At 53.5% G+C, this 24,490-nt stretch carries 24 protein-coding genes and 1 tRNA gene; 12 read left to right on the top strand and 13 right to left on the bottom strand.

Features of this window, described 5'->3' with window-relative positions; translation table 11 throughout:
* Positions 1-411 precede the first annotated feature (411 nt).
* Positions 412-2,010, bottom strand: coding sequence for an AbgT family transporter (locus RC73_RS14690; protein WP_039035349.1), 1,599 nt, complete (start codon positions 2,008-2,010; stop codon positions 412-414).
* 629 nt (positions 2,011-2,639) lie between these two features.
* Between RC73_RS14690 and RC73_RS14685 the strand changes: the two genes are divergently transcribed.
* The 4 genes from RC73_RS14685 (at position 2,640) to RC73_RS14670 (ending at position 5,546) form a co-directional block, all read left to right on the top strand.
* Positions 2,640-3,209, top strand: coding sequence for a LemA family protein (locus tag RC73_RS14685; RefSeq protein WP_039035348.1), 570 nt, complete (start codon positions 2,640-2,642; stop codon positions 3,207-3,209).
* A 21-nt stretch (positions 3,210-3,230) separates the two neighbouring features.
* On the top strand, positions 3,231-4,265 hold the full coding sequence (locus tag RC73_RS14680; RefSeq protein ID WP_039035347.1) for a DUF3137 domain-containing protein: 1,035 nt from the start codon (positions 3,231-3,233) through the stop codon (positions 4,263-4,265).
* Between the two features lie 155 nt (positions 4,266-4,420).
* A complete protein-coding gene (locus RC73_RS14675; protein ID WP_443018440.1) occupies positions 4,421-5,089 on the top strand; it encodes a lytic transglycosylase domain-containing protein in 669 nt (222 codons plus the stop codon).
* Between the two features lie 25 nt (positions 5,090-5,114).
* A complete protein-coding gene (locus RC73_RS14670) occupies positions 5,115-5,546 on the top strand; it encodes a hypothetical protein (RefSeq protein ID WP_039035346.1) in 432 nt (143 codons plus the stop codon).
* A 163-nt stretch (positions 5,547-5,709) separates the two neighbouring features.
* Here the strand turns inward: RC73_RS14670 and RC73_RS14665 are convergent, their stop codons facing one another.
* Positions 5,710-6,567, bottom strand: coding sequence for a 23S rRNA (adenine(2030)-N(6))-methyltransferase RlmJ (locus RC73_RS14665; RefSeq protein WP_039035345.1), 858 nt, complete (start codon positions 6,565-6,567; stop codon positions 5,710-5,712).
* Between the two features lie 152 nt (positions 6,568-6,719).
* Between RC73_RS14665 and RC73_RS14660 the strand changes: the two genes are divergently transcribed.
* The 3 genes from RC73_RS14660 to RC73_RS14650 all read left to right on the top strand — a co-directional run bounded on the left by RC73_RS14660 (position 6,720) and on the right by RC73_RS14650 (position 8,597).
* Positions 6,720-7,457 (top strand): class I SAM-dependent methyltransferase, encoded by a 738-nt coding sequence (locus tag RC73_RS14660; RefSeq protein ID WP_152608451.1) that lies wholly within the window; start codon positions 6,720-6,722, stop codon positions 7,455-7,457.
* 57 nt (positions 7,458-7,514) lie between these two features.
* A complete protein-coding gene (locus RC73_RS14655; protein ID WP_235370014.1) occupies positions 7,515-8,042 on the top strand; it encodes a DUF2937 family protein in 528 nt (175 codons plus the stop codon).
* Positions 8,043-8,123: 81 nt separating this feature from the next.
* Positions 8,124-8,597 (top strand): peroxiredoxin, encoded by a 474-nt coding sequence (locus RC73_RS14650; RefSeq protein WP_039035343.1) that lies wholly within the window; start codon positions 8,124-8,126, stop codon positions 8,595-8,597.
* A gap of 7 nt (positions 8,598-8,604) precedes the next feature.
* Here RC73_RS14650 and RC73_RS14645 read toward each other — a convergent pair whose 3' ends face one another.
* The 6 genes from RC73_RS14645 to modA all read right to left on the bottom strand — a co-directional run bounded on the left by RC73_RS14645 (position 8,605) and on the right by modA (position 15,343).
* Complete coding sequence (locus RC73_RS14645; RefSeq protein WP_039035342.1) at positions 8,605-10,530, bottom strand: methyl-accepting chemotaxis protein; 1,926 nt, start codon at positions 10,528-10,530, stop codon at positions 8,605-8,607.
* Positions 10,531-10,610: 80 nt separating this feature from the next.
* On the bottom strand, positions 10,611-11,927 hold the full coding sequence (gene envZ, locus RC73_RS14640) for a two-component system sensor histidine kinase EnvZ (RefSeq protein ID WP_028780858.1): 1,317 nt from the start codon (positions 11,925-11,927) through the stop codon (positions 10,611-10,613).
* The gene (ompR, locus tag RC73_RS14635; protein ID WP_025010803.1) at positions 11,924-12,649 is read right to left on the bottom strand and encodes an osmolarity response regulator transcription factor OmpR; all 726 of its coding nucleotides are present in this window, start codon (positions 12,647-12,649) and stop codon (positions 11,924-11,926) included. The genes envZ and ompR overlap by 4 nt, the downstream gene beginning before the upstream one ends.
* 135 nt (positions 12,650-12,784) lie before the next feature.
* On the bottom strand, positions 12,785-13,873 hold the full coding sequence (gene modC, locus RC73_RS14630; protein ID WP_039035341.1) for a molybdenum ABC transporter ATP-binding protein ModC: 1,089 nt from the start codon (positions 13,871-13,873) through the stop codon (positions 12,785-12,787).
* Positions 13,867-14,559 (bottom strand): molybdate ABC transporter permease subunit, encoded by a 693-nt coding sequence (gene modB / locus RC73_RS14625; RefSeq protein WP_028780857.1) that lies wholly within the window; start codon positions 14,557-14,559, stop codon positions 13,867-13,869. Before modB ends, modC begins: the two co-directional genes overlap by 7 nt.
* Positions 14,560-14,575: 16 nt before the next feature.
* On the bottom strand, positions 14,576-15,343 hold the full coding sequence (modA, locus tag RC73_RS14620; protein ID WP_039035340.1) for a molybdate ABC transporter substrate-binding protein: 768 nt from the start codon (positions 15,341-15,343) through the stop codon (positions 14,576-14,578).
* A 160-nt stretch (positions 15,344-15,503) separates the two neighbouring features.
* Between modA and RC73_RS14615 the strand changes: the two genes are divergently transcribed.
* The 4 genes from RC73_RS14615 to RC73_RS14600 all read left to right on the top strand — a co-directional run bounded on the left by RC73_RS14615 (position 15,504) and on the right by RC73_RS14600 (position 17,586).
* Positions 15,504-16,289: a TOBE domain-containing protein gene (locus RC73_RS14615; RefSeq protein ID WP_039035339.1), complete on the top strand. Its 786-nt coding sequence runs from the start codon at positions 15,504-15,506 to the stop codon at positions 16,287-16,289.
* A 127-nt stretch (positions 16,290-16,416) separates the two neighbouring features.
* Positions 16,417-16,911, top strand: a complete 495-nt coding sequence (gene greB / locus RC73_RS14610; protein ID WP_039035338.1) for a transcription elongation factor GreB — start codon at positions 16,417-16,419, stop codon at positions 16,909-16,911.
* Between the two features lie 72 nt (positions 16,912-16,983).
* Positions 16,984-17,346 carry an NINE protein gene (locus RC73_RS21490; RefSeq protein ID WP_039035337.1) on the top strand — a complete coding sequence of 121 codons (363 nt, stop codon included), beginning with the start codon at positions 16,984-16,986 and terminating at the stop codon, positions 17,344-17,346.
* A gap of 9 nt (positions 17,347-17,355) precedes the next feature.
* Positions 17,356-17,586, top strand: coding sequence for a TM2 domain-containing protein (locus RC73_RS14600; protein WP_039035336.1), 231 nt, complete (start codon positions 17,356-17,358; stop codon positions 17,584-17,586).
* Between the two features lie 39 nt (positions 17,587-17,625).
* Here the strand turns inward: RC73_RS14600 and RC73_RS14595 are convergent, their stop codons facing one another.
* Positions 17,626-17,865 (bottom strand): hypothetical protein, encoded by a 240-nt coding sequence (locus RC73_RS14595; RefSeq protein ID WP_039035335.1) that lies wholly within the window; start codon positions 17,863-17,865, stop codon positions 17,626-17,628.
* A 285-nt stretch (positions 17,866-18,150) separates the two neighbouring features.
* On the opposite strand from RC73_RS14595, the gene RC73_RS14590 reads away from it, so the two are divergent.
* Positions 18,151-19,125: a ribonuclease T2 family protein gene (locus RC73_RS14590; protein ID WP_052248214.1), complete on the top strand. Its 975-nt coding sequence runs from the start codon at positions 18,151-18,153 to the stop codon at positions 19,123-19,125.
* A gap of 6 nt (positions 19,126-19,131) precedes the next feature.
* On the opposite strand, the gene RC73_RS14585 is transcribed toward RC73_RS14590, so the two are convergent.
* From RC73_RS14585 to plsB, 4 genes are all read right to left on the bottom strand, one after another.
* Positions 19,132-19,929: a VOC family protein gene (locus RC73_RS14585; RefSeq protein ID WP_039035334.1), complete on the bottom strand. Its 798-nt coding sequence runs from the start codon at positions 19,927-19,929 to the stop codon at positions 19,132-19,134.
* Between the two features lie 588 nt (positions 19,930-20,517).
* A tRNA-Gly gene (locus RC73_RS14580) sits at positions 20,518-20,591 on the bottom strand.
* Positions 20,592-20,689: 98 nt separating this feature from the next.
* Positions 20,690-21,937: a tryptophan permease gene (gene mtr, locus RC73_RS14575; protein ID WP_039035333.1), complete on the bottom strand. Its 1,248-nt coding sequence runs from the start codon at positions 21,935-21,937 to the stop codon at positions 20,690-20,692.
* On the bottom strand, positions 21,937-24,363 hold the full coding sequence (gene plsB / locus RC73_RS14570) for a glycerol-3-phosphate 1-O-acyltransferase PlsB (RefSeq protein ID WP_039035355.1): 2,427 nt from the start codon (positions 24,361-24,363) through the stop codon (positions 21,937-21,939). Before plsB ends, mtr begins: the two co-directional genes overlap by 1 nt.
* Between the last annotated feature and the right edge of the window lie 127 nt (positions 24,364-24,490).

The following is a 24,490-nucleotide window of genomic DNA, read 5'->3' as shown; positions in this document are numbered from 1 at the left end:
TCAACAGTGTCCGTTATGCCCATATGGAGATCAGCGGCAAGATAGAGATCAAGGACTTTCCTGCAATGGCGCCCTTGAATGCCACCGAGATGATAGTAAGGCTGCTCAAAGGCGTGCGGGTTAGGGAAAACGGCATGGTCGGAGTGAAGGACTAACGAGTGGAATGAAACTTGATAAGAGCATGCCAGAAGTCTTTAAGTGTACTAGTTCAGACTTGATCAGGTGATGCTGAATTAGTTCCGGCCAGGTCTGACACAGCTTCTTGAAAAGTTGAGAGTTATCCGTTTTGATTATTTGGTGATAAAAAGGCAGATTTCTCTGCCTTAGTAAACGTTATACACACTTTTAGTTACTGTATATAACCTAAGCCCCTTCCCACTAAAATCCTCAGTCATTCACTGTTACAGACTATCAGCCCGCCGGTGAATAGTAGGTAGCCGCACCTGGGCCAACCGGCAGCCCCAGGCCGAATACCCAAAGGAAGAAGAACAGGGTCCAACCGACGAAAAACACCAGCGTATATGGCAACATGGTGGCTACCAGAGTACCTATCCCCAGGTCCTTCTTGTAGCGCGCGGCGACCGCCAGGATAAGACCAAAGTAACTCATCATAGGCGTGATAAGGTTAGTCACTGAGTCACCTATTCGATAGGCCGCCTGAATGGTTTCCGGCGCATAACCCACCAACATCAACATGGGCACAAATATCGGCGCCGTCACCGCCCACTGGGCTGAGGCACTGCCGAGCATCAAGTTGATGAAGCCGCACATCATAATAAACAGCAGGAAGACTATCGGCCCGGTCAGCCCCAGGGCGCTGAGGGCATCGGCGCCTGTCACCGCCAGCACGGCGCCCAGATTGGTCCACTTGAAGAAGGCCACAAACTGCGAGGCGAAAAACACCAATACGATATACATGCCCATGGTGCTCATGCTGTGGGACATGGCATTGATCACATCGGTATCTTTTTTCATGGTACCTACCACCTTGCCGTATACCAGCCCGGGAATGGCAAAGCAGACAAAGATAAACACCACGATTCCCTTGAGAAACGGCGAGCCCGCCACCTCCCCCGTCTCTGGGTGACGCAGAGGCCCCCACTCGGGAACCACGGTCAAGGCCAAGACTGCGCCGAGCAGCGCCGCCGCCAAACCGGCCATTTTCAGCCCTTTTTTCTCCTGTTCGGTGACGGTTTCCATCCGCTGCTCTTCCAGATCGACACTGGCTTCAGAGACATCGTAGTGACACAGTTTGGGTTCAACGATTTTCTCCGTCACCAAGGCACCGAGGAATGAGATCAAAAAGGTGGAGACAAACATGAAGTACCAGTTGACCTCGGGGCCCACAGTATAGTCAGGGTCTATCATCTGCGCCGCCGCTTCGGTGATCCCGGATAATAGGGGATCCACGGTTCCCAGCAGAAGGTTGGCGCTGTAGCCACCGGATACCCCGGCAAAGGCTGCCGCCAAACCCGCCAAGGGATGCCTGCCAAGGGAGTGGAAAATCATCGCCGCCATGGGGATCAGCACGACATAACCCAGTTCGGCGGCAGTATTGGAAACGATTCCGGCAAAGACTATGGTCAGGGTAACCAGACGCTTGGAGGCTCCCATTACCAGTGCCCGCATGCCGGCCGACAAGAGTCCGGAGCGTTCGGCAATCCCCACCCCGAGCAAAGCCACCAGTACAGTGCCCAGCGGCGTAAAACCGGTAAAGTTGGTTACCAGATTGGAGACTATCATCCGCAGACCTTCGGCATTCATCAGGCTGACCACATGGATCAGGCCATCGGCACTGCGGCCACTGGCGCCTTCGGGGCGAGGATCTACTACTGTGACTTCAAAATAACCGGCAACGCCGGAGATCAGGATGACGGCTGCACAAAACAGCGCAAATAGCGTGATGGGATGGGGCAAAAGGTTGCCCAGGCGCTCCACCACATTAAGGAAGCGGATAAACCAGCCACTCTTGGCGGTTTCGAGCGGTTGCTGAGAATGATTGGACTGCATCGGATTTCCCTGTCTGCCGGCTCGGTTGCCGGTTCTATTTTCATGGCCGTAACATCTACGACAAGCGGCCCGCCATTTTGCCGCGACACTTTTAACTGAAACTTAACCTGGAAGAATTGCTGGGAAATTGAGGTAAAAAAAAGGACCCAGGGCGGGTCCATAAAGGCAAATTCGCTGAACTAATCGCTTTGCCCCAACGTTGTGTCGTTACAATTTACAACACGCTGTCTGAACCTTGCCTGAACACAATAAAAGCTATTTGTAAATAGGATGAATCCGATTGTTCGCTTTGACCGATGCCAAACAATTTTCCTGCCATCCTTAACAGAATTCGCTCAACATGAGTCAAAAACTGCTGCTTTTTTACCACTCAAAAACAGATAAATACTCAATAAAAATCATTGTGATAACGTTTTTACGCGCTAAAAACATACAGTAAAAACCTCCAATTCAAAGGCTTTTACTTAAATCCACCTTTAAAGGGATATAAGTGGTGGTTTTTATTGGTTTGACGAGTCTTGTCGGTAAAGGGTAAGCACAGGTTCAAAATCACAACAAAGATGCATTTGCAGCCATTTTATGATTAGCTGGCGCAGTTCAAAAAAAAACTGCAGGGAACTTTAGCAAATATGGATGGATTTTTGTTGATACTGGCAATCGCCGTGATACTGATTTATCTCTGGTATGTCAGCCTGATAAAAAAACGCAACACGGCCCGTGAAGCCCTCTCCGGCATAGATGTTCAGCTCAAGAAAAGGGCCAATCTGCTGCCCAATATTCTCACCATAGCCAAGCGCTTTATGGATCATGAAAAACAGCTGCTGACCGAGATCACCGAATTACGCACTCAACTGACCCAAAGCTACAATCCGGCCGACAAAGATGCAGTAAAACAACACCTGGATTTGGCCAACCAGCTCAACAACCGTGTTGGCCAGTTGATGGTGTCGGTAGAAAACTATCCCGAACTCAAGTCAGACAACACCATGTTGCAGGCGATGCAGACCTATAACGAAGTGGAAGCCCATATCTCCGCGGCGCGGCGTTTCTACAACTCAGCGGTCACTGAACTCAACAATGCAGTGGAAATCTTCCCGGGTTCAATCATAGCTTCCATGGCCAAGGTGCAGGCTCTGCCCTTCTATGAGGCGGATGAAAGCGCCAAAAGTCCGGTCAATGCCGGCGACTATTTGAACTGAGACAGAGTAAAAGATTGACCCGTGAATATTATCACCTTCCTGATGGGGGCCAAGATTTCCCCGGTACGCCCGGGAAAAGGCTTACAGGCCCCCAGCGAAGACCTGCCCAAGCTGCAGCAATACTATCGCCAGCATATACAGCCCAAGGCCAGTAAGTATGAAAGACTGAGGATCAAGAGCCTCAAGCAGTGCCGAACTCGGGTAGCCCTGTTTGTACTGACACTTGTGGTGACTCTGCTGCTGGTTTGGCACTATTGGTACGACCTTATGTACTACAGTTCCCTTGGCCCGGAAGCTTCGTTTGCCCTCGCCCTTACCCCGGTTTTGCTGATGTTTTTCTGGTGTAAGAAACCCATCAAGGCGTTTCAAACACAGGTTAAAAAAGATCTGTTCCCGCTGATCTTCCGTTATTTCGGCGACGACTTTACCTTTAGTCCCAACGATGGTTTGCCACTGCGCCCCTTTCGTGATGCCGGCATTTTGCCCAAGCACGACATAGCACATTCCAGTGATTTTATTACCGGTAGCTATAAGCAGGTCGAACTGGGGATCAGTGAATTAGTGCTGAAGTCAGAATATCGGGATAGCAAGAATAAGAAGCGTACCAGCGAGGTATTCAAGGGACTGGCCATGACCTTTACCGTGCCACAAAACTTCGGCTGCCATGCGGTATTGATCCGCGACCGCGGCCTGCTGGGGAAACTCTCCTCCAGTTATTCGGGGCTGAAGCAGATGAAGCTGGAAGATCCTGTGTTCGAGAAAGAGTTCGATGTCTTCGCCGACAATCAGATCAATGGCCGGGTGTTGATGAACCCCTTGTTTATGGAGCGTTTGCTGGACTTGAGCAAGAAGTTCGGCCGGGATCTGCGCTGCGCCTTCCACGGCAGGCAGCTGTTGATCCTGTTTCCCAGTAACAAGGATAGATTCGAGACCGCCTCCATCTTTGAGGGAGCCACCTTCGAAAAGGAGTTCAGCCAGATCCACAGTGAAATGCAGCAACTCTTTGCTATCATTGACATATTGAAACTGGAAACACGGACGGGTTATCAGGCGTGAAGCACACTTCCGGCCAAGGACTCATCTCTTTGCTACTCTGGCTGCTGAGCTCGGCGCTACCCTTTGCTGCGCTTGCCGGCACCGAGATACCTATGCCTTCGGAAAAGGCCGCTATGGGTGAAGAACTCTCAGCTATAAGTAAAGAGCCTTCAGCTATGGGTAAAGAGTCCTCAGCCATGAGTGAAAACCCTTCAGGTATAGCTAAAGAGCCTTCGGCCAAACCCCGTATAGTGGCGCGTTACTCGGAACACGGCATCAGCGACAGCAGCCTGCCGAAGCGTAAAGTCTATCAGTACCGCCAGGCCAACGGTGTAATGGCATTCAGCGACAATCCCCCCAGCAGCCAGGAATATCAGATCATTCTCTATGATTGCTTTGCCTGCCGACCGGACTCCAAGGTGAACTGGCAGGCAATCCCTCTGTTTGGCAGTGACTATGCCGCCGAAATCGCCCTCGCCGCCCAAACCTACAATCTGGACCCTGCGCTTATTAGGGCGGTGATCCACGCCGAGTCGGCCTTCAACGCCAAGGCCCTGTCCCGTACCGGCGCTATGGGGCTGATGCAGTTGATGCCGGATACCGCCAAAGAGCTTGGTGTCAGCAACGCCTTTGTGGTATCACAGAATATCGATGCCGGTAGCCGCTATCTGGCGCAGATGCTGGCCCGTTTCGATGGCGACATGACCCGGGCGCTGGCGGCCTACAATGCCGGCCCTACCACAGTGACCCAATATCGTGGCGTGCCGCCCTACCCGGAAACCCGCGCCTATGTGAAACGGGTGAAGATTTTACTGGAGCGCTACCGCAATTTGAGCCGTGCCTGAGAGGCGCAACAACAAGGAAGTGAAGATGTTTAACCTCAAGTCCCTCGGCCTTTGTGCCTGTCTGCTGATGCCCTTTTCCACCGTAATAGCCTGTGATGACAGCCAACTTGGGCCGGTTCCCGCAACCGCCGAAGCGATAATGGCAGTAAAGCAAGTCATGCAAAGCCACAAGGGCGAGCTAGACAACAGCATGAACGACGAGGAGATGCTGGATAAGGGCAGCCAACTGACCCGCACCATCTTCTGTGAGGCGGGCTACAGTCTCAAGGCCACTTGGGCCGCCTGGGCTCAGGACCAGTGGAGCGAGCAGCCGGCTTACGATGGCCCCAACGGCATGGCGCTGCGCAATATGATGAGTATCAGCGCCTATATGATAGAGACCAATCCACAGCAGGCGCTGGCGCTCGGACTCATAGATGAGGCGACGTTGGCCGAGCTGAAAGCACTGTCGGAATAACTCACCACAGTCGCTTGTCACCACACTCGCTATCACACAGTCGCTTAGACGCCGTAAAGACCAAGGTTAACAAGCCGGGCAATTAGTACACACCTTGGTACCCGACTTAGTATCCAATCAATACCCGGTGACCCGGCCAAAAGTTTTTATGATGGAACCAAGCTTACTCGCCCACTTCCCAGGTGACAGTGACGCTGCCGCCACCCTGATTGAGCCTGGGGTGAAGCCATTCCAGCAGCTCTTCGGCCTGGGTATCCAACTGCCAGGGAGGGTTGATGACCCACAGACCCGCCGCCGTCATACCGAATTCATCCGAGTCAGGCTTGATACTCTGCTCTATCCGTAACTGCCGCCGAATGCCGCTGTCTTTCAGCTTCGTCAGCATGGCTTCGGTCTGGGCCCGATTGACGACCGGATACCAGAGCAGATACACCCCGGTGGCAAACTTGCGATAAGCTTTTATCAGGGTATCGGCCACATCCTGATAGTCACTCTTGAGCTCATAGCTGGGATCCACCAGCACCAGTGCCCGACGCTCCAGTGGCGGCACGGCGGCCAACAGGCCCTGCAGACCGTCACCGTGAACCAGCTTCACCTGACGGGCACCTTCAAAATACTCCTGCAGCAGTTCGACATCGGTATTGTGCAGCTCGTGCAGCAGCATTCTGTCCCGCTCTCTAAGGTGCATATCCACTATCGCCGGAGATCCGGGATACCAGGCCAGCTCGTCCGTGGCCTGCTCCTCATTGCCTTCATTGAAATGGCGCACCGCCTCCAGATAGGCAGTCATCGCCTGCGGCACAGTCGTTTCCTGCCAGAGCTTGCCTATACCTTCCAGATATTCCCCTGTCTTTTGGGCAAAATCATCTTCCAGCGCATAGCCACCGGCACCGGCATGGGTATCGATATAAACCAAAGGTTTATCTTTTTTCTGCAACAAGCTCAGCGCCTGCAACAAGATGGAATGTTTGAGCACATCGGCATAGTTGCCGGCATGAAAACCGTGACGGTAGCTGAGCATGGGTTCCCCAATGACTGACGGGTAAATGACCGCGGCATTATAGCGGCTCTGCCTGCGAGTTGCAGCTGAACGTATTCAGTCAGGTTGGCATTTGGCATAATGGCGCCAATTCAGCCAAGGACTCAAACACAGTGAAGCAGCCAAGCCATAGCATTTATTTTGATACCCGGGAGCCACGCCTGTGCGCTATTGCCGAGCGCTGGGGCCTGAAGCATGATGAAGACTCGGTGTTTGCCTTGGGGTTTGAGCAGGAAATGCTGACCCTTTTCAAACGTGACGAACCCAAGCTTGGCGGTATCTGTGTCGATTTTGTCGGCGGCGCCGTGGCCCACAGACGTAAATTCGGCGGCGGCCGTGGCCAGGCCATAGCCAAGGCAGTCGGTCTCAAGCAAGGCGCCTGCCCCTCTGTGGTAGATGCCACGGCCGGTCTTGGCCGTGACGCCTTTGTGCTGGCGAGCCTTGGTTGCCAAATGACTCTGATTGAACGTAACCCCTTGGTGGCAGCGCTACTGGAAGACGGTCTCAGCCGCGGTTATCGGGACAGCGAAATCGGCCCCTGGATGCAGCAAAGAATGGTGCTGCTGCACGACTCCAGTCTGGAGGCGTTGAGCCAGATAAGTCCGCGACCGGATGTGGTCTATCTGGATCCCATGTATCCTCACAGAGACAAGTCGGCACTGGTAAAAAAAGAGATGCGGGTATTTCAGACCCTGGTCGGCGCAGATACCGATGCCGACGGCTTGCTGGCCCCGGCGCTGGCACTGGCGAGCAAGCGGGTAGTGGTCAAACGGCCGGACTATGCCGAAGACCTGGCCGGGGTTAAACCCAGCACTGTTATCGCCACCAAGAAAAACCGCTTCGATGTCCATGTCAAAGCGGCGATGAACTGAGACCAAACCATACACTTGAGTCAGCAGCCATCTGGTTTGGCCGGAACTCAGGGAGGCATGATGCTTAGAACCATACGCGACTATCTCAGACTGCTGCTGTTCTTTGTGGGGGTACTGGCGGGGATTCAGCTCCCCGGCTTTGTCGATCAATATGGCAAAAGCCTGCAGGCCCACCTGAGCGAGCTCCAAACCCAATTGGCCGGGTTTCAGCGCGATGCCGACCGTTTCTTCGATGGCGATCTGGATAAGCTTATCGCCCACTATGTGACCAACAAAGATCCGGTATTTACCTCCGGCGGCGATAAGCTCAACGCCATGGTAGAACGCCGCTCCGAGTTGCAGCAGGCCTTGGCCGACTTCCGCGAGAGTCTCTACAGCCCCTACCTGCAACTGGCGTTTGCGCCACAGGCGGATATCCGCCGCGAAGTCTGGGACAACTACAGCCACAATATTCTGCTCAAGGGCGATGCCATTGCCATTGGCCTACTCAGTGGCCTGCTGCTTGCAGCCTCGGCAGAACTGCTGCTCAGCTTATGTTGGCTGGCGTTGCGGGCGCTGTTTCGGCGCCGGCCGGCTGCCGCCTGATTGCCCCTGTAGAATGTCTGTGTTTGTCCATTCCATTAACGGCTATGATGGTTTGTAATTCCCACAGAAAGGACAAATACCATGATTGCACAAGGTCAAACTCTGCCGGATGCCACTCTGAGCCAACTCGGTAAAGAGGGCATGATCAACCACAAGGTTAAGGAACTGTTTGCCGGCAAGAAGGCCGTGCTGTTTGCTGTTCCCGGTGCCTTTACCCCCACCTGCTCCGAGGCTCACCTGCCGGGTTATGTGGTGCTGGCCGATGAACTCAAGGCCAAGGGCGTCGATATTATTGCCTGTGTATCGGTCAACGATGCCTTTGTGATGAAAGCCTGGGGTGAAGCCCAAAACGCCGGTGAGATCATGATGTTGGCCGACGGAGATGGTGCCTTCACCAAGGCGCTGGGGCTGGAAATGGACACTGGCGCCTTTGGTGGCTTACGCTCACAGCGTTATGCCATGGTGATAGACGATGGCGTGGTTTCTTTGTTGAATGTGGAAGCGCCCAAGACTTTCGAAGTCAGCAAGGCCGAAACCATACTGGCGAGTCTCTAATAGCGACTCAGGCGGCTTTAATGCCGAGATTCTGTTCTATCTCGGCGACACCTGCAGCCACCTGAGAGGCGATTGCCTGCCCTTGCTCTGAGGCGGTGATCGCCTGGCTGCGCAGCTGTTCCATGGCACTGGAGAAGGATTGCAGATGCGCCAGCTGTGACTGGGCATACTCGGTACCCTGCTGAGTCCCGCTCGCCATGGCAAAAGCCTGCTGTCTCACCTCCTGCGCCAGTTGTTTCAGGCTCTCGGCTCTCTGTCTCTGCCTGTCGCTCGCCTCGGCTATGCCATCCATACTCTGCCCCAGACTCTTGTTGGCATTGGTGAGCCGATTGAGAATGGCACCTATCTCATCGAGCGAGCTCTGGGTGCGACTGGAAAGGCTGCGCACCTCATCGGCCACCACGGCAAAGCCTCGACCCTGCTCACCGGCACGGGCGGCTTCTATGGCGGCATTGAGCGCCAACAGATTAGTCTGCCCGGCAATATTACCTATCACGTCGATAATTCCCGCCACGGCCGCCACTGAATCATCCAGACTGGCAAGCGCTTGATGACACTCGGCAACGGCGGTGCGGGTTGAATCTGTGGCTTCCAGCATCTGCTGCGCTTCGAGTTCACTCTGGTGCATCTGCTCGGCGGTATTGCCGGCACGGGAGGCCAGCGCAGCTGAGCTGTCACTCACCAGTCCGGCCAATTCACTGAGCTCCAGCGTTTGCTGCCGGGCCTGATCCACCACTTGTTGGGTCTCACGGGTACTGCCGGCCATTTCACTGATTTTTTGCACCAGCGCCGATAGGCTTTGGGAGATACGTGCCAATTGCTGCCGCTGCTGTTCATCCTCGGACTCGAAACGATTCAGCAGAGCATTGAAGTGGGCGGCTATCTGGCCGGTTTCACAACGGCGACTGATATTGAGGCGCTCGCGGGTATTGGACTCACTCAGTTGACTAAAGGCGGTGTTGAGCAGCTGCAACGGCTTCACCACCCTGAGCTGCTGCAAAATCAAATAAGCCACGGCAAATAAGGCCAGCACAGCCAAAGCCAGATAGAGCCACAGCTGTAGCTCGTGTTTGAGCTTGTCGGTACGTTGTTGCTGCTCAGCGGCCATGGTCAGCAAGTTCTGCTGCAACTTGTGCATATCGGCGCGCAGCGCATCCTGCATCTGACGGTTATCCAACAGTTGCTGCTCGGTATTGGTCACTTCCTTGGCGTAGCGACTGCTCAGACTCAGAAGTTCGGCGCGGTAGCTCTCGCCTATCTCCTCGCGCTCGGGTTCATCGTCACCCAGGGCAAATTCATCGGCCTCTACTGTGCGATAGAGACCAAGTAGTGGCAAGGCGCTGAGTCTGTCATGCCAGTCGGCCAACTGGGTTATGGTGCTGTCGAGGTAAGGCTTGAGTCTTTGCTCCCGTCCGAGCAGGTAATCCTGGGTCAGCTGTGACAACTGGTAAACCAGTGGCGGAAGCTCCCGACTGAGCTGCAGATATTCATGCGCTGCTTGTGGCGCCGTTGCCAGCCCTTGATCGCCGTAATCCGCCAGGCGCTTGTTGTTATCCAACATTTCGGTTTCGGCATGGGCCAACAGCTGCCTGGGATTTCCGGCCAACTTGCCGGCGGCGCGGTATTTGCCATCCAGAGCCGTCACCAATTGCGCCAGCTCCTGTGCCAACTGTGAATCTACCGGCAAACGGTCATGAATATCATTGAGCTGGGCTCTGGCCTGCTCCAATCGCCCGGCATCGCCACTGGCGAGATACTTATCCAGATTGGCACGGATATCTACCAAAAACTCTTGCTGCAAGCCTTGCAGCGTCTGGCTCTGCAGTTCTGCCTCTTGTCTCTGTTCACTGCTCCAGAGCACCAGAGAGGCGAGCAAGGCCGCCAACAAGAGCAACAACGCCGAAGCGCCGAGAGAAAGGGTGGAAATCTTCATGGCAAACTGCGCCCAATTGATTGAACTGAGCGCAGTTTATGACTGGAGCATGACAGTTGAATGACAGACAGCGTCTATGGCTAGTCCCTTGGCAACCACACCTGAGCGTGCAACCCACCCTGAGGGCGATTGCTGAGAATGACCTTGCCTTGATGCCTGTCTATGATGCGTTTGATGATCGCCAGTCCCAGCCCTGAGCCGACGCTGCCGCGGGCGCTGTCACCTTGGGTAAAGGGCTGAAACAGCTTGGGGATCTGGCTCTCGGCAATACCCGGGCCATTGTCTTCCACACTGAAACCTATGCGGTGTTTTTCCACCTGGGAAGCGATACGGATCCAGCCGCGGCCATATCGGAAGGCGTTTTCCACCAAATTGCCGATCACCCGCTTGATGGCCAGGCTCTGCATCGGCACTTCGGGGCATTCGGCCAGTACCAGCTCTATCTCACCGACTCTGTTGCTCTCGGCCTGGGCCACTTCGCGAATTAAACGGTTGATCTGTTCCGGCTCGCGAATGCTCTCCTGATCCTGGCGGATATAGGCGATAAACTGATTGATGATGGCATCCATGTCTTCAATGTCTTTGACTATGCCCTCCTGCAGGTAGGCATCGTCGTCCACCATCATCTCGGAAGCCAGACGAATTCGGGTCAGGGGCGTTCTAAGGTCGTGGGAAATCCCCGCCATCAGCAGCGCCCTGTCCTGCTCCAGCTGTTTCATACTCTGGGACATACGGTTAAAGGCATTGGTCACTTCGACGAGCTCACTGGAGCCGGTCAGCGGCAGCGGGTCAGGGAAATTACCTCTGGAAACTGAGATAGCCGCCTTTTGCAGCCGCCGCAGCGGCCGGTTCTGTTGCCGGGCAAACCACCAACCACCGGCGACACTCAAGGCGCCTATCACCAGCAGATAGAGGTTAAGGGGCGACAGGGCATTTTCGTTCCAGCCATTGAGGGGAACCTTGATCCAGATGGAGGGAGCCTGAGGTGGGCGGATCCAGATCTGCAGCAGATTGCTCTGGGCAATACGCACTTCGGCCGGGCCACCGAGATATTCCGACATCTGGGTTGAGAGGAATCCATAGTAGGTCGCCCGCTCGATACCGGCTTCTCTGGCCTGTTTCTGGTTATAGACATGCATGCCATCGTCGCGCACCTTGGCATTGAGGGCATCCACTATGGTGAGGTGTTCACGGCCCACCTCGACCCCATCGACAAACAACAGATTGATCTGGCGGGCGATAAGCTGGTTGATCTGCTGGTAACTGGGCTTAATGAAATAAACCGTCACAGTCAAATAGGAGACCAGCTGATTGATCAGCAGCAGGCAGCCTATCAGCATTACCGTTTGGCTGAAGGCACTCCTGGGCAACAGGCGTTGCCACCAGCGCAGCTTCATTTACGGGCGGCACCATCTGGCACAAACACGTACCCCAGGCCCCAAACCGTTTGGATATAGCGCGGGTTGGCGGGATCCTTTTCAATCAGCCGCCTAAGCCGGGAAACCTGGACGTCGATGGAACGCTCCAACGCCGAATAATCGCGGCCACGAGCCAGATTCATCAGCTTGTCGCGGGACAATGGCTCCCTGGGATGAGTCACCAACACCTTAAGCACAGCAAATTCACCACTGGTGAGGGCGATGGACTCTTCGTTGTGGTACATCTCGCGGGTAGCCAGGTTGAGGCTGAACTCGCCGAAGCTGACCATCTCTTCCTGCTGTGAAGGCGCACCTGGGATCTCCTGCACCTGACGGCGCATCACCGCCTTGATCCGTGCCAGCAACTCTCTGGGGTTGAAGGGTTTTGGCAGATAGTCATCGGCGCCTAGTTCCAGACCTATGATGCGGTCGACTTCATCGCCCTTGGCGGTCAGCATCACTATCGGCAGTGGATTGCCCTGTTGCCGCAGGCGGCGACAGATGGACAGGCCATCTTCTCCCGGTAACATAAGGTCGAGTACCAGCAGGTGAAAGTTCTCCCGCTCCAGCAAGCGATCCATCTGCTCGGCATTGGCGGCGCTGCGTACCTGATAGCCTTGTTCCATCAGATAGCGCTCCAGCAAGGCCCGCAGCCTCATATCGTCATCGACAACCAGAATCTTGGAGGTTTCTTGTCCCATGGGCTATTCCTCGAGTGCCAAGCTTGCAACTTGCACAATAGTATCTAAAAAAATGGCTAAATATCTTAAATTTAGCCATTTTAATACCAAAAATCACCCGAGACTTTGTAACAGTAGTTGATCTTCTGTTGTACCTCAGTGAGAACGAGCCAAATCGGCGGCCGTGAGGCTGACCCCTTTAATCTGGGCATAGAGCGACATTCCGGGCTGCAACGCCAACTCCTCAAGGGCCCAGCGGGTAATATTGGCCCACAGTGGCATACCCGCCAACCTCAACCTGAGCTGCACATAGTCGCGGTTGTCGACCCTGCTCACCTCCTCCAGAGTTACCGGCAGGATATTGCGAATACTGCTGCCGCTCGGCACCTGCAGGCACACAGAGACCTGATTGCTGTGAACCCGCACCCGTATCGGCTTATCCTGTTTGGGTAACAGTTCATTGACCCACAAGCTGTTACCGTCGGCGAGTTGCAAACGGGTCATGGCATACTCGGGATGACTCTCGGCCACTGTGGCACTCAACAGTGAGCTTTGTTCCTGAGCACTGAGCCAGGGTCTCAGCTCGTCACTGTCCCACACCTGCTCCAGCGGGCCACTGAGGACGCAGCTGCCCTTGTCCAGCACCAGCATCTGATCCGCCAGTTGCAGAATCTCATCCAGACTGTGGCTGACATAGATAATCGGCAGCTTAAGTTCGGCGGTGAGCCTCTGTAGGTAGGGCAACAGCTCGCGCTTGCGCGGCAAGTCCAGCGATGCCAGCGGCTCATCCATCAACAGAATCTCTGGACGGGTCAGCAAGGCCCGGCCTATGGCGACCCGCTGTTTTTCCCCACCGGAGAGGGTGAAGGGAAAACGGTCGAGCAGTTTCTCCAGCCCCAGCAGTTGCACCACAGTATCAAACTCGCGGCTGTCTTTATCCTTGCGGCCATAGTTGAGATTGCCGCGCACCCGATAGTGGGGAAACAGCCTGGCATCCTGAAACACAAAGCCGGCGTTACGCCGCTCAGGTGGCAGATTGATCTTCTTTTCTTTATGAAACAACCAGCGCTCTCCCAAACGGATCTCACCGGCATCCGGCGTTGCCAAACCGCCGAGAATATTAATCAGTGAGGTCTTGCCGGCGCCCGAGCGGCCAAAGACGGCGCTGACCCCGGAGAGAGGTAACTCTGTGTCCACATCCAGCAGGGTTTGTCCCAGCTGTTGCCTGATAGTGATTTTCAGCATTGTCCCAGTGTCCTCTGTTGCGCCCGCTTGCTGAGCCATTGGGAAGCGATCAGCGAAGCCAGTGAAATCAATATCGCAATCACACACAGCCTGGCGGCCTCGGCCTCGGCGCCCGGGGTCTCGATAAAGGAGTACATAGCCAAGGGAATAGTGCGGGTTTCACCGGGTATATTGGAGACAAAAGTAATGGTGGAACCGAACTCCCCGAGGCTGCGGGCAAAGGCCAGCACCATGCCCGAGACTATGCCGGGCGCGGTCAGCGGCAGGCTGATGGTGAAGAAGACCTTGAGTCGGCCGGCGCCCAAGGTACGCGCCGCCTGCTCCAGACGCACATCCACCCCTTCAAGCGCCTGACGAATGGCACGAACCATTAACGGGAATGACACCACCGCGGCCGCCAGTGCAGCGCCGCGCCAGCTGAAACTAAAGCTGAAGCCAAAAGTGTCATAGAGCCAACCACCGAGAAAACCGCTGCGGCCCATGGAGACCAGCAATAAATACCCTATGACCACAGGCGGCAACACCAGTGGCAGGTGGATCAGGCTATCGAGCACAGACTTGCCGGGGAACTCCAGCCGCGCCAGCACCCAGGCACACAAAATACCAAGCGGCAGGCTACAGAGCACTGCCACAGTGGACACCTTGAGACTGAGCAGCAAGGCGGCCACTTCATAGTCGGTCAACAAGCTCAAAGTCAGGATCTCAGTTTACGCCAAAGCCGTATTTGGCAAATACCGCCTTGGCGGCGTCGGACTGCAGGAATTGATAGAAACCTTCGGCGCCTTTGCTGTGCTCTTTACCCACCAGCGCCATGGGATAGCTGATTGGCTTGTGAGTCTCTTGGGGGAATACCGCCAGCTGTTTTACCCCTTGGGCCACTTTGGCATCTGTGGAATAGACAATCCCCAGAGATGACTCGCCGCGTTCGACCAACGCCAAGGCACCGCGAACACTATTGGCTCTGGCCAGCAGAGGTTCGGCCTGTTGCCACAAACCCAAGTTTTCCAGCGCCTGCTTGGCATAGCGACCGGCCGGCACATGATCTGGATCGCCAACCGCCATCCGGCTGTTACCCAATGCCTGTTTGAGATCCCAGGAAGCCGAGATTTCAACCTGGTTCAGCGCACTGCCTTTCGGCGCGATCAGCACCAGCGTGTTACGCAGCAGAGTGACCCGACTATCACTGTCAATGGCCTTGTTTTCATCGAGATAGTCCATCCATTTCTGGTTGGCCGACAGAAACAGCTCGGCGGGCGCACCTTGGGCAATCTGCCGGGCCAGAGTCGAAGAGGACGCAAAAGAGAACACTGTTTCAGTGTCATGCTTGCGGTCATATTCGGCGCCCAGTTCATTCATGGCATTGGTGAGTGAGGCGGCGGCAAAGACGGTGACTTTTTCCTTGGCACTGACGTTAAAGGCCAACAATAACCCCAGAGCCAAGCTCAGGGCAGGACGGAACAGGGACTTCATAACGACTCCTTGGTGAAATGATTGCACTATTTAGATACTGCCAACGTTATATACATAGTTATATAACGATAAGCAAGCCTGTGAGCGCCAGTGAGTGATCCCTGTGGTCTTTATCAGCGCAATAAGGGAGAATAACCCCGACACTGATAAGGAATATGCCATGGACCTCAAAGCCCTGTTAACTCTCAACAATGCCGATAAACTGTTTGCCAATCCCAAGCGCATTGCACTGTTGAAGCAGATACGCATTACCGGCTCCATCAGCCAGGGGGCCAAACAGGCGGGCATCAGTTACAAGGCGGCCTGGGATGCAGTCAACGACATGAATCTGCAGGCTCCCCAGCCTGTGGTCAGCAGTGAAAAGGGTGGTAAAGGCGGTGGCGGCGCCAAGTTGACCGAGTTTGGCGAGCGTCTGCTGAAGCTCTACGAACTGATGGATCAAATGCAGGACATGGTGCTCAAGGCGCTGTTGGATGCGGCCGTTCCCATGGATAACCTACTAGATCTGATGGCCCACTTCTCGCTCAAGACCAGCGCCCGCAATCAACTGGCCGGTGAAGTCATTGCGCTCAAGGATGATTCACTCAATGACAATGTCAGGGTCAAATTGGCCGGTGGGCAGGAGATAGATGCCGCCATCACCCATGCCAGCACAGACAAACTGGGGTTGCATATCGGCAAAAAGGTATTGCTGCTGTTCAAGGCTCCCGCCGTCAGTATCCACTCGCTGCAGCAGCCCCTCAGCAGTGGCAATCGCCTCAAGGGCCAATTATTGCAAATCAAACGCGATCCCCAGCGCAGCGAAATCACCCTGGATATCGGCGGCAACGACCGCCTCTACGCTTCGGTATGCAACGACAGCATTGAGGGCTTGCCATTGACTCTGGGCGATCATCTGCAGGCCAGCTTTGAGCCGGGGCAGACACTCATCGCCTGCTTAAAATGACAAGCAAAGGCATCCTGTTTATCCCATTAGCAGAAAGGCGCACTTGCAAGCACGCCTGAGTTCTGTAAATCTTCAGCACTATTGGCATCGGCGCCTGGCGCCAACAGCAAGTTGATCGAATAAACCGATGAAAGCCCATTTGATTACCCGTAAGGGCTGGGAAGCCCTGGACAAAGAACTCAAATATTTGTGGAAGGAATACCGCCCCGAGATCACCCTCAAGGTACAAGAGGCCGCGGCTCAAGGCGACCGCTCCGAAAACGCAGATTACACCTACAACAAACGCTTACTACGGCAGATAGATCGCCGGATCCGCTATCTGGTTAAACGCCTGGAAGAGCTGAAAATAGTCGACTACTCACCGCAGCAGGAAGGAAAGGTGTTTTTCGGCGCTTGGGTCGAACTGGAAAATGACCAGGGCACTGTGGTGCGCTACCGGATTGTCGGCAAGGACGAGATAGATACCAAGAAAGGTTATATCACCATAGACTCCCCCATGGCGCGAGCTCTCATAGGAAAACAGGTTGATGATGAAGTCCAGGTGCAAACCCCATCCGGGATCAAAGAGTGGTACATCAATGTGATCCAATACCAGGCGTTTGAAACAGATGTGTCAGAATAATCTCAATTTAACAATTTGTTATTGAAAAAAATCTCAGGAAAAAGGTAGACTTCCCACGTTTGGCTCGAAGATGTGCAGGGAGATGCCTGCCGGGCCGGACGACTCAGCTTTCAACATAGGAACAAGGAAGTGCAGACTCTCAAAAAATCCGATAAGAGTTATGGCGTAGCCGTGTGCCTTTCAGGCATTTTCGGCATCTTGGGCATACACCATTTTTACTGTGGGCGTATTCTGCATGGCCTGTTTGATCTCGGTCTGGCAATAGTAGGTATTACGCTGATTTCGACAGATGATCCTACCTTGGTATTCACCGGAATAGCTGTACTGGCGGTCGATATTATCCACACAGTGATAATCACTTTTATGTTACTCGTAGGAAGCTATAAAGATGGGCAGGGTAGGCTGATCACTTACCCGGGACAAAAGTTAACTTAAGGACAAACAATGACAATCGAAAATGAGCAATTGAGCGACAAGGGTTTCGTACCTACTCTACTGCTGTGCTTCTTCCTGGGCAGCTTCGGCGTGCACCGTTTTTACACAGGTAAAATCGGTACAGGTCTGCTGATGTTACTGACCCTGGGTGGCCTGGGTATTTGGACTCTGATCGACTTTGTTCGTATCGCCATCGGTAGCTTCCGTGATGCCGAAGGTCGCCAAATCAAAGCAGCCTGATCCCTGTATGCCAGTGGCACCAGCCACTGGCATCCTTACTCACTCCTTAGAAAGCACCCTTCCATTACGTAACATCTCTTCCGCTTCTAAGCGCTCTTGCTCCCTTTGTGCCTGAGTGGTACATCTTCTTATCGGCATCCTCGAACCTGTCACTGTAACTTTTTCACAGTGGTAACCATCACTGCGCTCCACATCTGCCTGAGCCTGCTGCGATTCATCAGTACTACTACAAGCTCCCAGACACAACACCATAACTACCGAGGCAACACATCCTTTCATTCACTTTTTCCTGTAAAATTCTGCTGCATTGCCAAGCTACACAACTAATTGACAAGTAACAATTGCGCTTCATTTGCTCAACAAACACAAAGATACAAATTGGCGCCATTTATCTGCGGCCAAAAAGTCGGATATTCCGGCTATGGTGCATCAGCTCTGAGCCTTGAAGCCAAAGTTTAAGATCATCTATTTAACATAAGTTGCACTTCAAACCGATACAGATACAAAGTGTCACATGGCAAAACAAAAATCTGCATGATGACAATTTCGTCAAAGAGGAACCTTATGACCCGCTTACTGATATTATTGCTGTGGCTGTTACCTGTCGGGATCATGGCAGCCCCCTTTTCCGGTGAGTTGCTGATAGACAAGACCTGCCCGCTGTTTCAATCGAAGAACAAGGGCACTAATCCCGGGCAGCTTTACAGCAACCCCGGACAAAGGCTGGAGATAGTTGAGCGCCTCGGTCACGACACGCCCACCTGGTTCAGGGTCAAGACCTCGGCGACACAATCACCTCTGCGCTGGATTGCCGCCGATTGTGGTCAGCTGCAAGCGGGCGCACTGCCTGCTGAACCTCAAACCAAAAACGCCTGTAACCTGGCCGATAAATACGATAGCCATCTGCTGGCTCTGTCATGGCAAAACGCCTTTTGTGAGTCAAAAGGTTCCAGCAAACCCGAATGTCGCAGCCAAAGCGCCGACCGCTTCGATGCCAGTCATTTCAGCTTGCACGGCTTATGGCCCAATAAGCGCTCTTGCGGCATCAGCTATGGCTATTGCGGCAAGGTCAAACACAAGCCCGATAACTTCTGCGCTTATCCCGCCATTGAGTTGAGTGAAGCCGTATCCGAGCGCCTGGCTCAGATGATGCCCAGTCACGCCTATGGCAGTTGCCTGGAGCGGCACGAATGGTGGAAACACGGCAGTTGCAGGGATGAAAATGCCGAAACCTACTTTTCATTGGCACTCAAACTGACCACAGAGGTTAACCAGGCAACGCCTCTGCTCAACCTACTGCAACAAAACATCGGCGCCAAGATAGCGACCGATTCTTTAAGACAAGCGTTTCAGCAAAGCTTTGGCCCTTCGAGCGAACACAAGCTGAGCCTTAAATGTCACCGGGGGATGTTGACCGAAATTCAGCTCAGTCTTCCCGAAAAGATAGATGACAGCGACCTAAAGACTCTGCTGCAACAGGCACCCAGAATTGCTCCCGGCAACTGTGGTAGCCAAATCCGCATCGATGCGGCCAACTGAGAGAAATTAGAGCGCCATGGTCAGCCGAATAATACTGAAAACAGCCCCTTGCGGGTCGTTGATCACCGCAAAACGCCCCACATTGGGGATATCTGTAGGTGGCACACAAACCTTGCCGCCCAATTCGGCCGCCCGACAAGCCATCACATCACAGTCATCAACACTGAAATAAATCATCCAGTGGGGCGGCACGTCACCCCACTGCTCGGTCATTTGCAGCATACCGCCAATGCCTTCATCACAGCTGTCGCTATTGAGAAACCATTCTGTATATTCAAAATCGACAGCATTCTCACTGCGACGCATCTGCCAGTTGAACACCTTGGGATAAAAGATCTTGGCCGCTTCAGGTTGCCGACAGGCGAGCTCAACCCAGCATAGAGTGTTGGCTTCCCACTTACGCCCGGCACCGGGATGTTCGATACCCTGCCAAACCGAAAAATGGGCCCCTTCGGGATCGGTAAATAGCGCCATCTTACCGGCACAGCCAACCTCATGGGGGCCCATCAGAAGCTGACCGCCGGCGGAGCTGATGGCCTCAATACAGTGGTTAATATCCTCCACCGCAAAGTAAACCGCCCAGTGACTGGGAACCCCCTGCTGCTGTAATTCAGTAGGCAATTGATAAATGGCACCTATATCTTCATGCGCCTGCTTCAACATGGTATAGGCGCCTTCCGGCATGGGGATATCTTCAGCTTGCCAACCAAAGAGACGACAATAAAAGTGCTTGGCACTGTTCCAGTCCTGCGTCCCCAGTTCTACCCAACAGGGCTCGCCATGTCTGTATGCTGTAATCTTCATTATCCGGTTTCCAATTCTGTGTTGCGCAGTGGAGGCTGATGAAGCCGGTTCCATTTACGTTAAACACTAATAGAAATTATACCAGACTGTATAGAAAATATACGATGGCAATATCGAATTGAGAATATAAGGGTTTGACGATATACAGAAGAAAAAAGGCCGTAGCCTGTTGGTTAGCACAAACTTTCCTTGTCACGCTTCCCTATGCTGCACAATGTGCCAAACAACAGACTACGACGGAACAATGAGATGCAAAATCTCATACATAAAAAGGATGCAGGGCAATGGACACAATCCCTTTATGCGTAAGTAATACTGGCTTATCGAGAGCAGGATAACTATCAGACAAATCCCAAGAGAGTTTGGCACCCTTCCTAAAGGGGCGCTATTTAGACTCAGAAGGCCAAAATGACCCGATCCCCTTTGAGAAATATATTGCCTTTCAGTTTATTGGCTTTTACGGATAGAAAAACGAGACCGGCACCTGTGTAACTTAAATAGTCATAGGTTGCGGATAAAGCCCAGTGCAAAAAACGAATATTGATTCATGAGCTACTGGGAGCAAGTATCAACTATGACGAAACTAATTGGAGCGGGTGATGGGAATCGAACCCACGTATGCAGCTTGGGAAGCTGCCGTTCTACCATTGAACTACACCCGCACAAAACACTCGGCATGGACGATATAAATTACTGACTTTTATAGTCTTGTCAAGAAGCCGCTCTTTCATTCCTTTGAAAAAGAGAGCAGCTTCTCGCTTCAGGAATACTTAGGCAGTATACCAGCCATGGCCAACAAATGGCAGGCAGCCGTCAGTAATCCAAACAGCACCACTATGGCTATCAAAGGTGTACCGCCCGGCACACGAAAGCCCTGGCTATCGGCAAATTGTTGTCTTGAACGCCAAGCCATCAAGGCCGGCACTATGACGGCCCAAACTGTAGCCGCCAGGGCAGCAAAGCCGATAGCGACCAGGAAGCCATCGGGAAACAACATACCCAATAAAGTCGGAGGCAGGAAAGTCACCAAGGCGGTCTTGGCCCTGCCACAGCGACTGTCGTCAAAACCAAACAGATCTGCCAAATAGTCAAACAAGCCCAAGGTCACCCCAAGAAATGAAGAGGCTACCGCCAGATTGGCAAACAGAGTGAGCATGGTGTTGAGCAGCGAGTTATCCATCACCTTGGACAAGGCGCCAACCAATACGCCCATATTGCCGCCCTGAGCAATAATAGCGCCGAATTCGCCGCGGGAAATATTACCCATGGTCGCCACCAACCAACACAGGTAGATAGCCAAGGCGATAAAGGTACCTAAAAAAATCGCCTTGATAATAGTGCCCGGTTGCTTGCCGTAGTATTTCACCAGCGACGGCACATTGCCATGATAGCCAAAACTCGCCAGCCCGAAAGGAATGGCCGCCCACAGATATGAGCCATAAGAGTTCTCGCCATCAGGTAGTAACAACTTGCTGGTGTCTATGCCGATCAGCAGATTGCCTATCGCCAGAAAGAAGCTGATAATCATCCCGCCCAGCATTATAGTGGTGATCCGATCCACGGCCTTGGTACTTATCAGCACCACCAGTGCCAGCACCAGGGCAAACACCAGGGCGGCAAAGCTCTGCGGCAGGCTGATATCCATCCCTTCCAGGCTGTGATTGACTATGGAGCCGCCGCCACTGATATAGGCGTAAGTAAGGATATAGAGCACGAAGGTTATCGAAGCGCCGTTAAGCACCCGCCAGAATTGCCCCAAAGTTTCCTTGGTGAGGGTGTCAAAGCTGGCGCCGGGCTCAAAATGGAGATTGGTTTCCAGCAGCAGTAGCCCGGACATGAACATGCAAAACCACACCCCCAGCAGCATAAGCACAGAGTAGCCAAACCACATGCCGGCACCTTCTACCGGCAGCGAAAACATGCCGGCACCGACTGTGGTCCCGGCGATGATCATGGCGCCGCCCAGCAAAGACGCCTTGGCAGGCGCCGCATTCATATGATTGGCCATCAGGCCTCCTGTTCGGCGGCGACGCTGTCAACTATGGTTTGCTTGACCTGAGGACGCAGTAGCTGGTTGGCATAATCCCGGGTTCGCTCTATATCATGGCGGGTATCTTCCTTGGTGAGATACCCAAGCTCTTTGAGCTTGATACTCAAGATGCCGTAGAGTTTCTTGTCGTAAAATTCAGGGGCAGTAATCCCATGCAGCGCGCCAAGACGACTGGCCAACTTGTGGCTTTCGCGCTCCAAATCGCCACGCTCAATACCCGGGTGCGCGGCCAGCAAGTTAAAGATGATGGCGTAACGTTGAAGGGTTTCGCTCATGGTTTCGGCCAGCAACGCCAGCGGATTGATCCCGGCTTCCAGCACTCGGAAGCCATTGACTTCTTCGGCCACCAAACCTTTGGCAATGAAACGATCCAGCAGTTGATCGGCATAGGCTCTGACATCGGCCTTACCCATAAACAGCTCGGCCTGCAGCAAAGGATAGAAATCCTCAAGCACCGCTTGCATCCGAGATCGGCAGCACTGCTCTTGACGCACCAGGCAGCTGGCCAGCAAAGAAGGCACCATAAATAGGTGAATGATGTTGTTGCGATAGTAAGTCATGGTTACCGCAATCGACTCGTCGATTGAGATGATATCGCCCAGTTCATCTTCCTGAACCGTAAACTTATTCAGCTCCAGACCTTGTTGCAGCAATTGCTTACCGTCACCTTCGGCCACCGAGATGTACTGGGTGTAAGGCACTTCCTTGAGCAGATCCAAATACAAGTCCAACTGACGTTCCAACTGGTTTCGTTCCAGCGCATTCTGCTCTGAGGACAATAGTACCAAGCTGGTGAGGGTCACTGCGCTGGCAGCAGCAGCATCGTTGATATGAGTCATGACCCGATTGGCCAGAGTATTGACAGCCGGAGTCAACCAGCTGGGTTTCTGCTCGGGATCGGCTGCCACCTCTTCGCGCCAGTTAGGTGCCGCCTCACTGAGGAAATTCTGCAGCGTCACGGGCTCACCAAAGTTTACATAACCCTGACCAAAATTACCCAACTTACGCAAGGCGCCAACCACTTGCCAGACAGATTCTTTTTGCTTCTTCTTGCCGCTGAGTTCTTTGTGATAAGTGGCCACTTCCATAACGTGGTCATAGCCCAGGTACACAGGCACCAAAGTCACTGGTCGCTCAATACCCCGCAACACAGAGTTGACCGTCATCGCCAGCATCCCAGTCTTGGGCGACAACAACCGCCCGGTACGGGAGCGGCCACCTTCGGTGAAGTACTCAACCGAATAGCCTTTGGCAAACAGCTGATCCAGATACTCACGGAACACTGCAGTATAGAGTTTATTACCGTTGAAACTGCGGCGGATAAAGAAGGCACCACCACGGCGGAATATAGGCCCGGCAGGCCAGAAGTTCAGGTTGATACCGGCGGCGATATGAGGCGGAACCATACCCTGAAAATAGAGAATATAGGAGAGCAGCAAATAATCCATATGACTGCGATGGCAAGGTACATAAACTATCTCATGTCCATCATGATGCAGCTGGCGTATCTGCTCGGCGCCCTTGATGTTGATCCCCTTGTAGAGCTTGTTCCATAACCAGGTGAGGATCCGCTGGGCAATACGCACCAGGCTGTCTGAATAGTGGGCAGCAATCTCATCGAGATATTCCTCCGCCATTTCCCTGGCCCTGGCCTCGGGGATCTTCTTGGCTGCGGCTTCCTCTTTTATAGCCTTTTTAAGGGTTTCTGAACGCAACAGTTCATTAAACAGCGCTTGACGGTTGGGCAGTAATGGCCCGGTCATCACCTTACGCTGACGGCGGAAATGTACCCTGGCCACTCGCGCCAACTTATGGGCAATAGCTTTATCGGTTCCATGTTCATCGGCCATCAGCCGCAGCGAGACCGCATTGGAAAACTGCACAAAGTTGTCTCGCCCCAGGAACAAGATCATTAGAAACTTGCGCAACCAAGTGGGGTTTTCCCGCTCAAATACGGCGGCGCGCATGCTGTCATCTTCCTTACCCGGAGTTCGGCCCCAATAGAGACTCACCGGCACCAATTGAATATCCAGTTGTGGATTGGTCTGATGCAAATGAAGCAAAGAGGTGAAACAGCTGAGAAAAGGTTTATTGCCCTTGCGCTTGCCGAACAGGGGCTTTGCACCTTCCAGGCAGACGACTCTGGGAACGGTAATATCATCAACCTTGAGCGTCTCATAAGGGCAAGGCAAACCAAACTTACGGGTGACTTCCGCCAACGCCGCGATATCACTGACAGACTCCGTCTTCATCACGTAGGCCATCGGCTTGGCGAGATCCAGGTTCAAATCGGCGAAAGGATCCTGAGGCACCACAGTGGTATGCACCAGCTTGCTTTGGAGCCAGCGAAGTGATTTAAACCAGAATGAATCTTGTTTGGACATGTTTTTCAGTGTCTGAGCCACAATCAATAGCCCAATAGAATACCAGAACTTCCTGAATCTTAGCTAGGGAAGGTGCGAACCGGTCCCGGCAGCTCCTCTGGCAAATTCCTTGAACTCCACATAATTC

Origin of the sequence: Shewanella sp. ECSMB14102, assembly GCF_000813075.1 — a bacterium.
Classification (GTDB): Bacteria; Pseudomonadota; Gammaproteobacteria; order Enterobacterales; family Shewanellaceae; genus Shewanella; species Shewanella indica.
This window is presented reverse-complemented; position numbering and strand designations above follow the sequence as displayed.

Coding starts and splice junctions, on each gene's coding strand:
- RC73_RS14690 (WP_039035349.1), bottom strand. CDS start 2,010: ATGCAGTCCAATCATTCTCAGCAACCGCTCGAAACCGCCAAGAGTGGC.
- RC73_RS14685 (WP_039035348.1), top strand. CDS start 2,640: ATGGATGGATTTTTGTTGATACTGGCAATCGCCGTGATACTGATTTAT.
- RC73_RS14675 (WP_443018440.1), top strand. CDS start 4,421: ATGGGTAAAGAGTCCTCAGCCATGAGTGAAAACCCTTCAGGTATAGCT.
- RC73_RS14670 (WP_039035346.1), top strand. CDS start 5,115: ATGTTTAACCTCAAGTCCCTCGGCCTTTGTGCCTGTCTGCTGATGCCC.
- RC73_RS14665 (WP_039035345.1), bottom strand. CDS start 6,567: ATGCTCAGCTACCGTCACGGTTTTCATGCCGGCAACTATGCCGATGTG.
- RC73_RS14655 (WP_235370014.1), top strand. CDS start 7,515: ATGATGCTTAGAACCATACGCGACTATCTCAGACTGCTGCTGTTCTTT.
- RC73_RS14650 (WP_039035343.1), top strand. CDS start 8,124: ATGATTGCACAAGGTCAAACTCTGCCGGATGCCACTCTGAGCCAACTC.
- RC73_RS14645 (WP_039035342.1), bottom strand. CDS start 10,530: ATGAAGATTTCCACCCTTTCTCTCGGCGCTTCGGCGTTGTTGCTCTTG.
- envZ (WP_028780858.1), bottom strand. CDS start 11,927: ATGAAGCTGCGCTGGTGGCAACGCCTGTTGCCCAGGAGTGCCTTCAGC.
- ompR (WP_025010803.1), bottom strand. CDS start 12,649: ATGGGACAAGAAACCTCCAAGATTCTGGTTGTCGATGACGATATGAGG.
- modC (WP_039035341.1), bottom strand. CDS start 13,873: ATGCTGAAAATCACTATCAGGCAACAGCTGGGACAAACCCTGCTGGAT.
- modA (WP_039035340.1), bottom strand. CDS start 15,343: ATGAAGTCCCTGTTCCGTCCTGCCCTGAGCTTGGCTCTGGGGTTATTG.
- RC73_RS14615 (WP_039035339.1), top strand. CDS start 15,504: ATGGACCTCAAAGCCCTGTTAACTCTCAACAATGCCGATAAACTGTTT.
- greB (WP_039035338.1), top strand. CDS start 16,417: ATGAAAGCCCATTTGATTACCCGTAAGGGCTGGGAAGCCCTGGACAAA.
- RC73_RS14600 (WP_039035336.1), top strand. CDS start 17,356: ATGACAATCGAAAATGAGCAATTGAGCGACAAGGGTTTCGTACCTACT.
- RC73_RS14595 (WP_039035335.1), bottom strand. CDS start 17,865: ATGAAAGGATGTGTTGCCTCGGTAGTTATGGTGTTGTGTCTGGGAGCT.
- RC73_RS14590 (WP_052248214.1), top strand. CDS start 18,151: ATGACCCGCTTACTGATATTATTGCTGTGGCTGTTACCTGTCGGGATC.
- RC73_RS14585 (WP_039035334.1), bottom strand. CDS start 19,929: ATGAAGATTACAGCATACAGACATGGCGAGCCCTGTTGGGTAGAACTG.
- mtr (WP_039035333.1), bottom strand. CDS start 21,937: ATGGCCAATCATATGAATGCGGCGCCTGCCAAGGCGTCTTTGCTGGGC.
- plsB (WP_039035355.1), bottom strand. CDS start 24,363: ATGTCCAAACAAGATTCATTCTGGTTTAAATCACTTCGCTGGCTCCAA.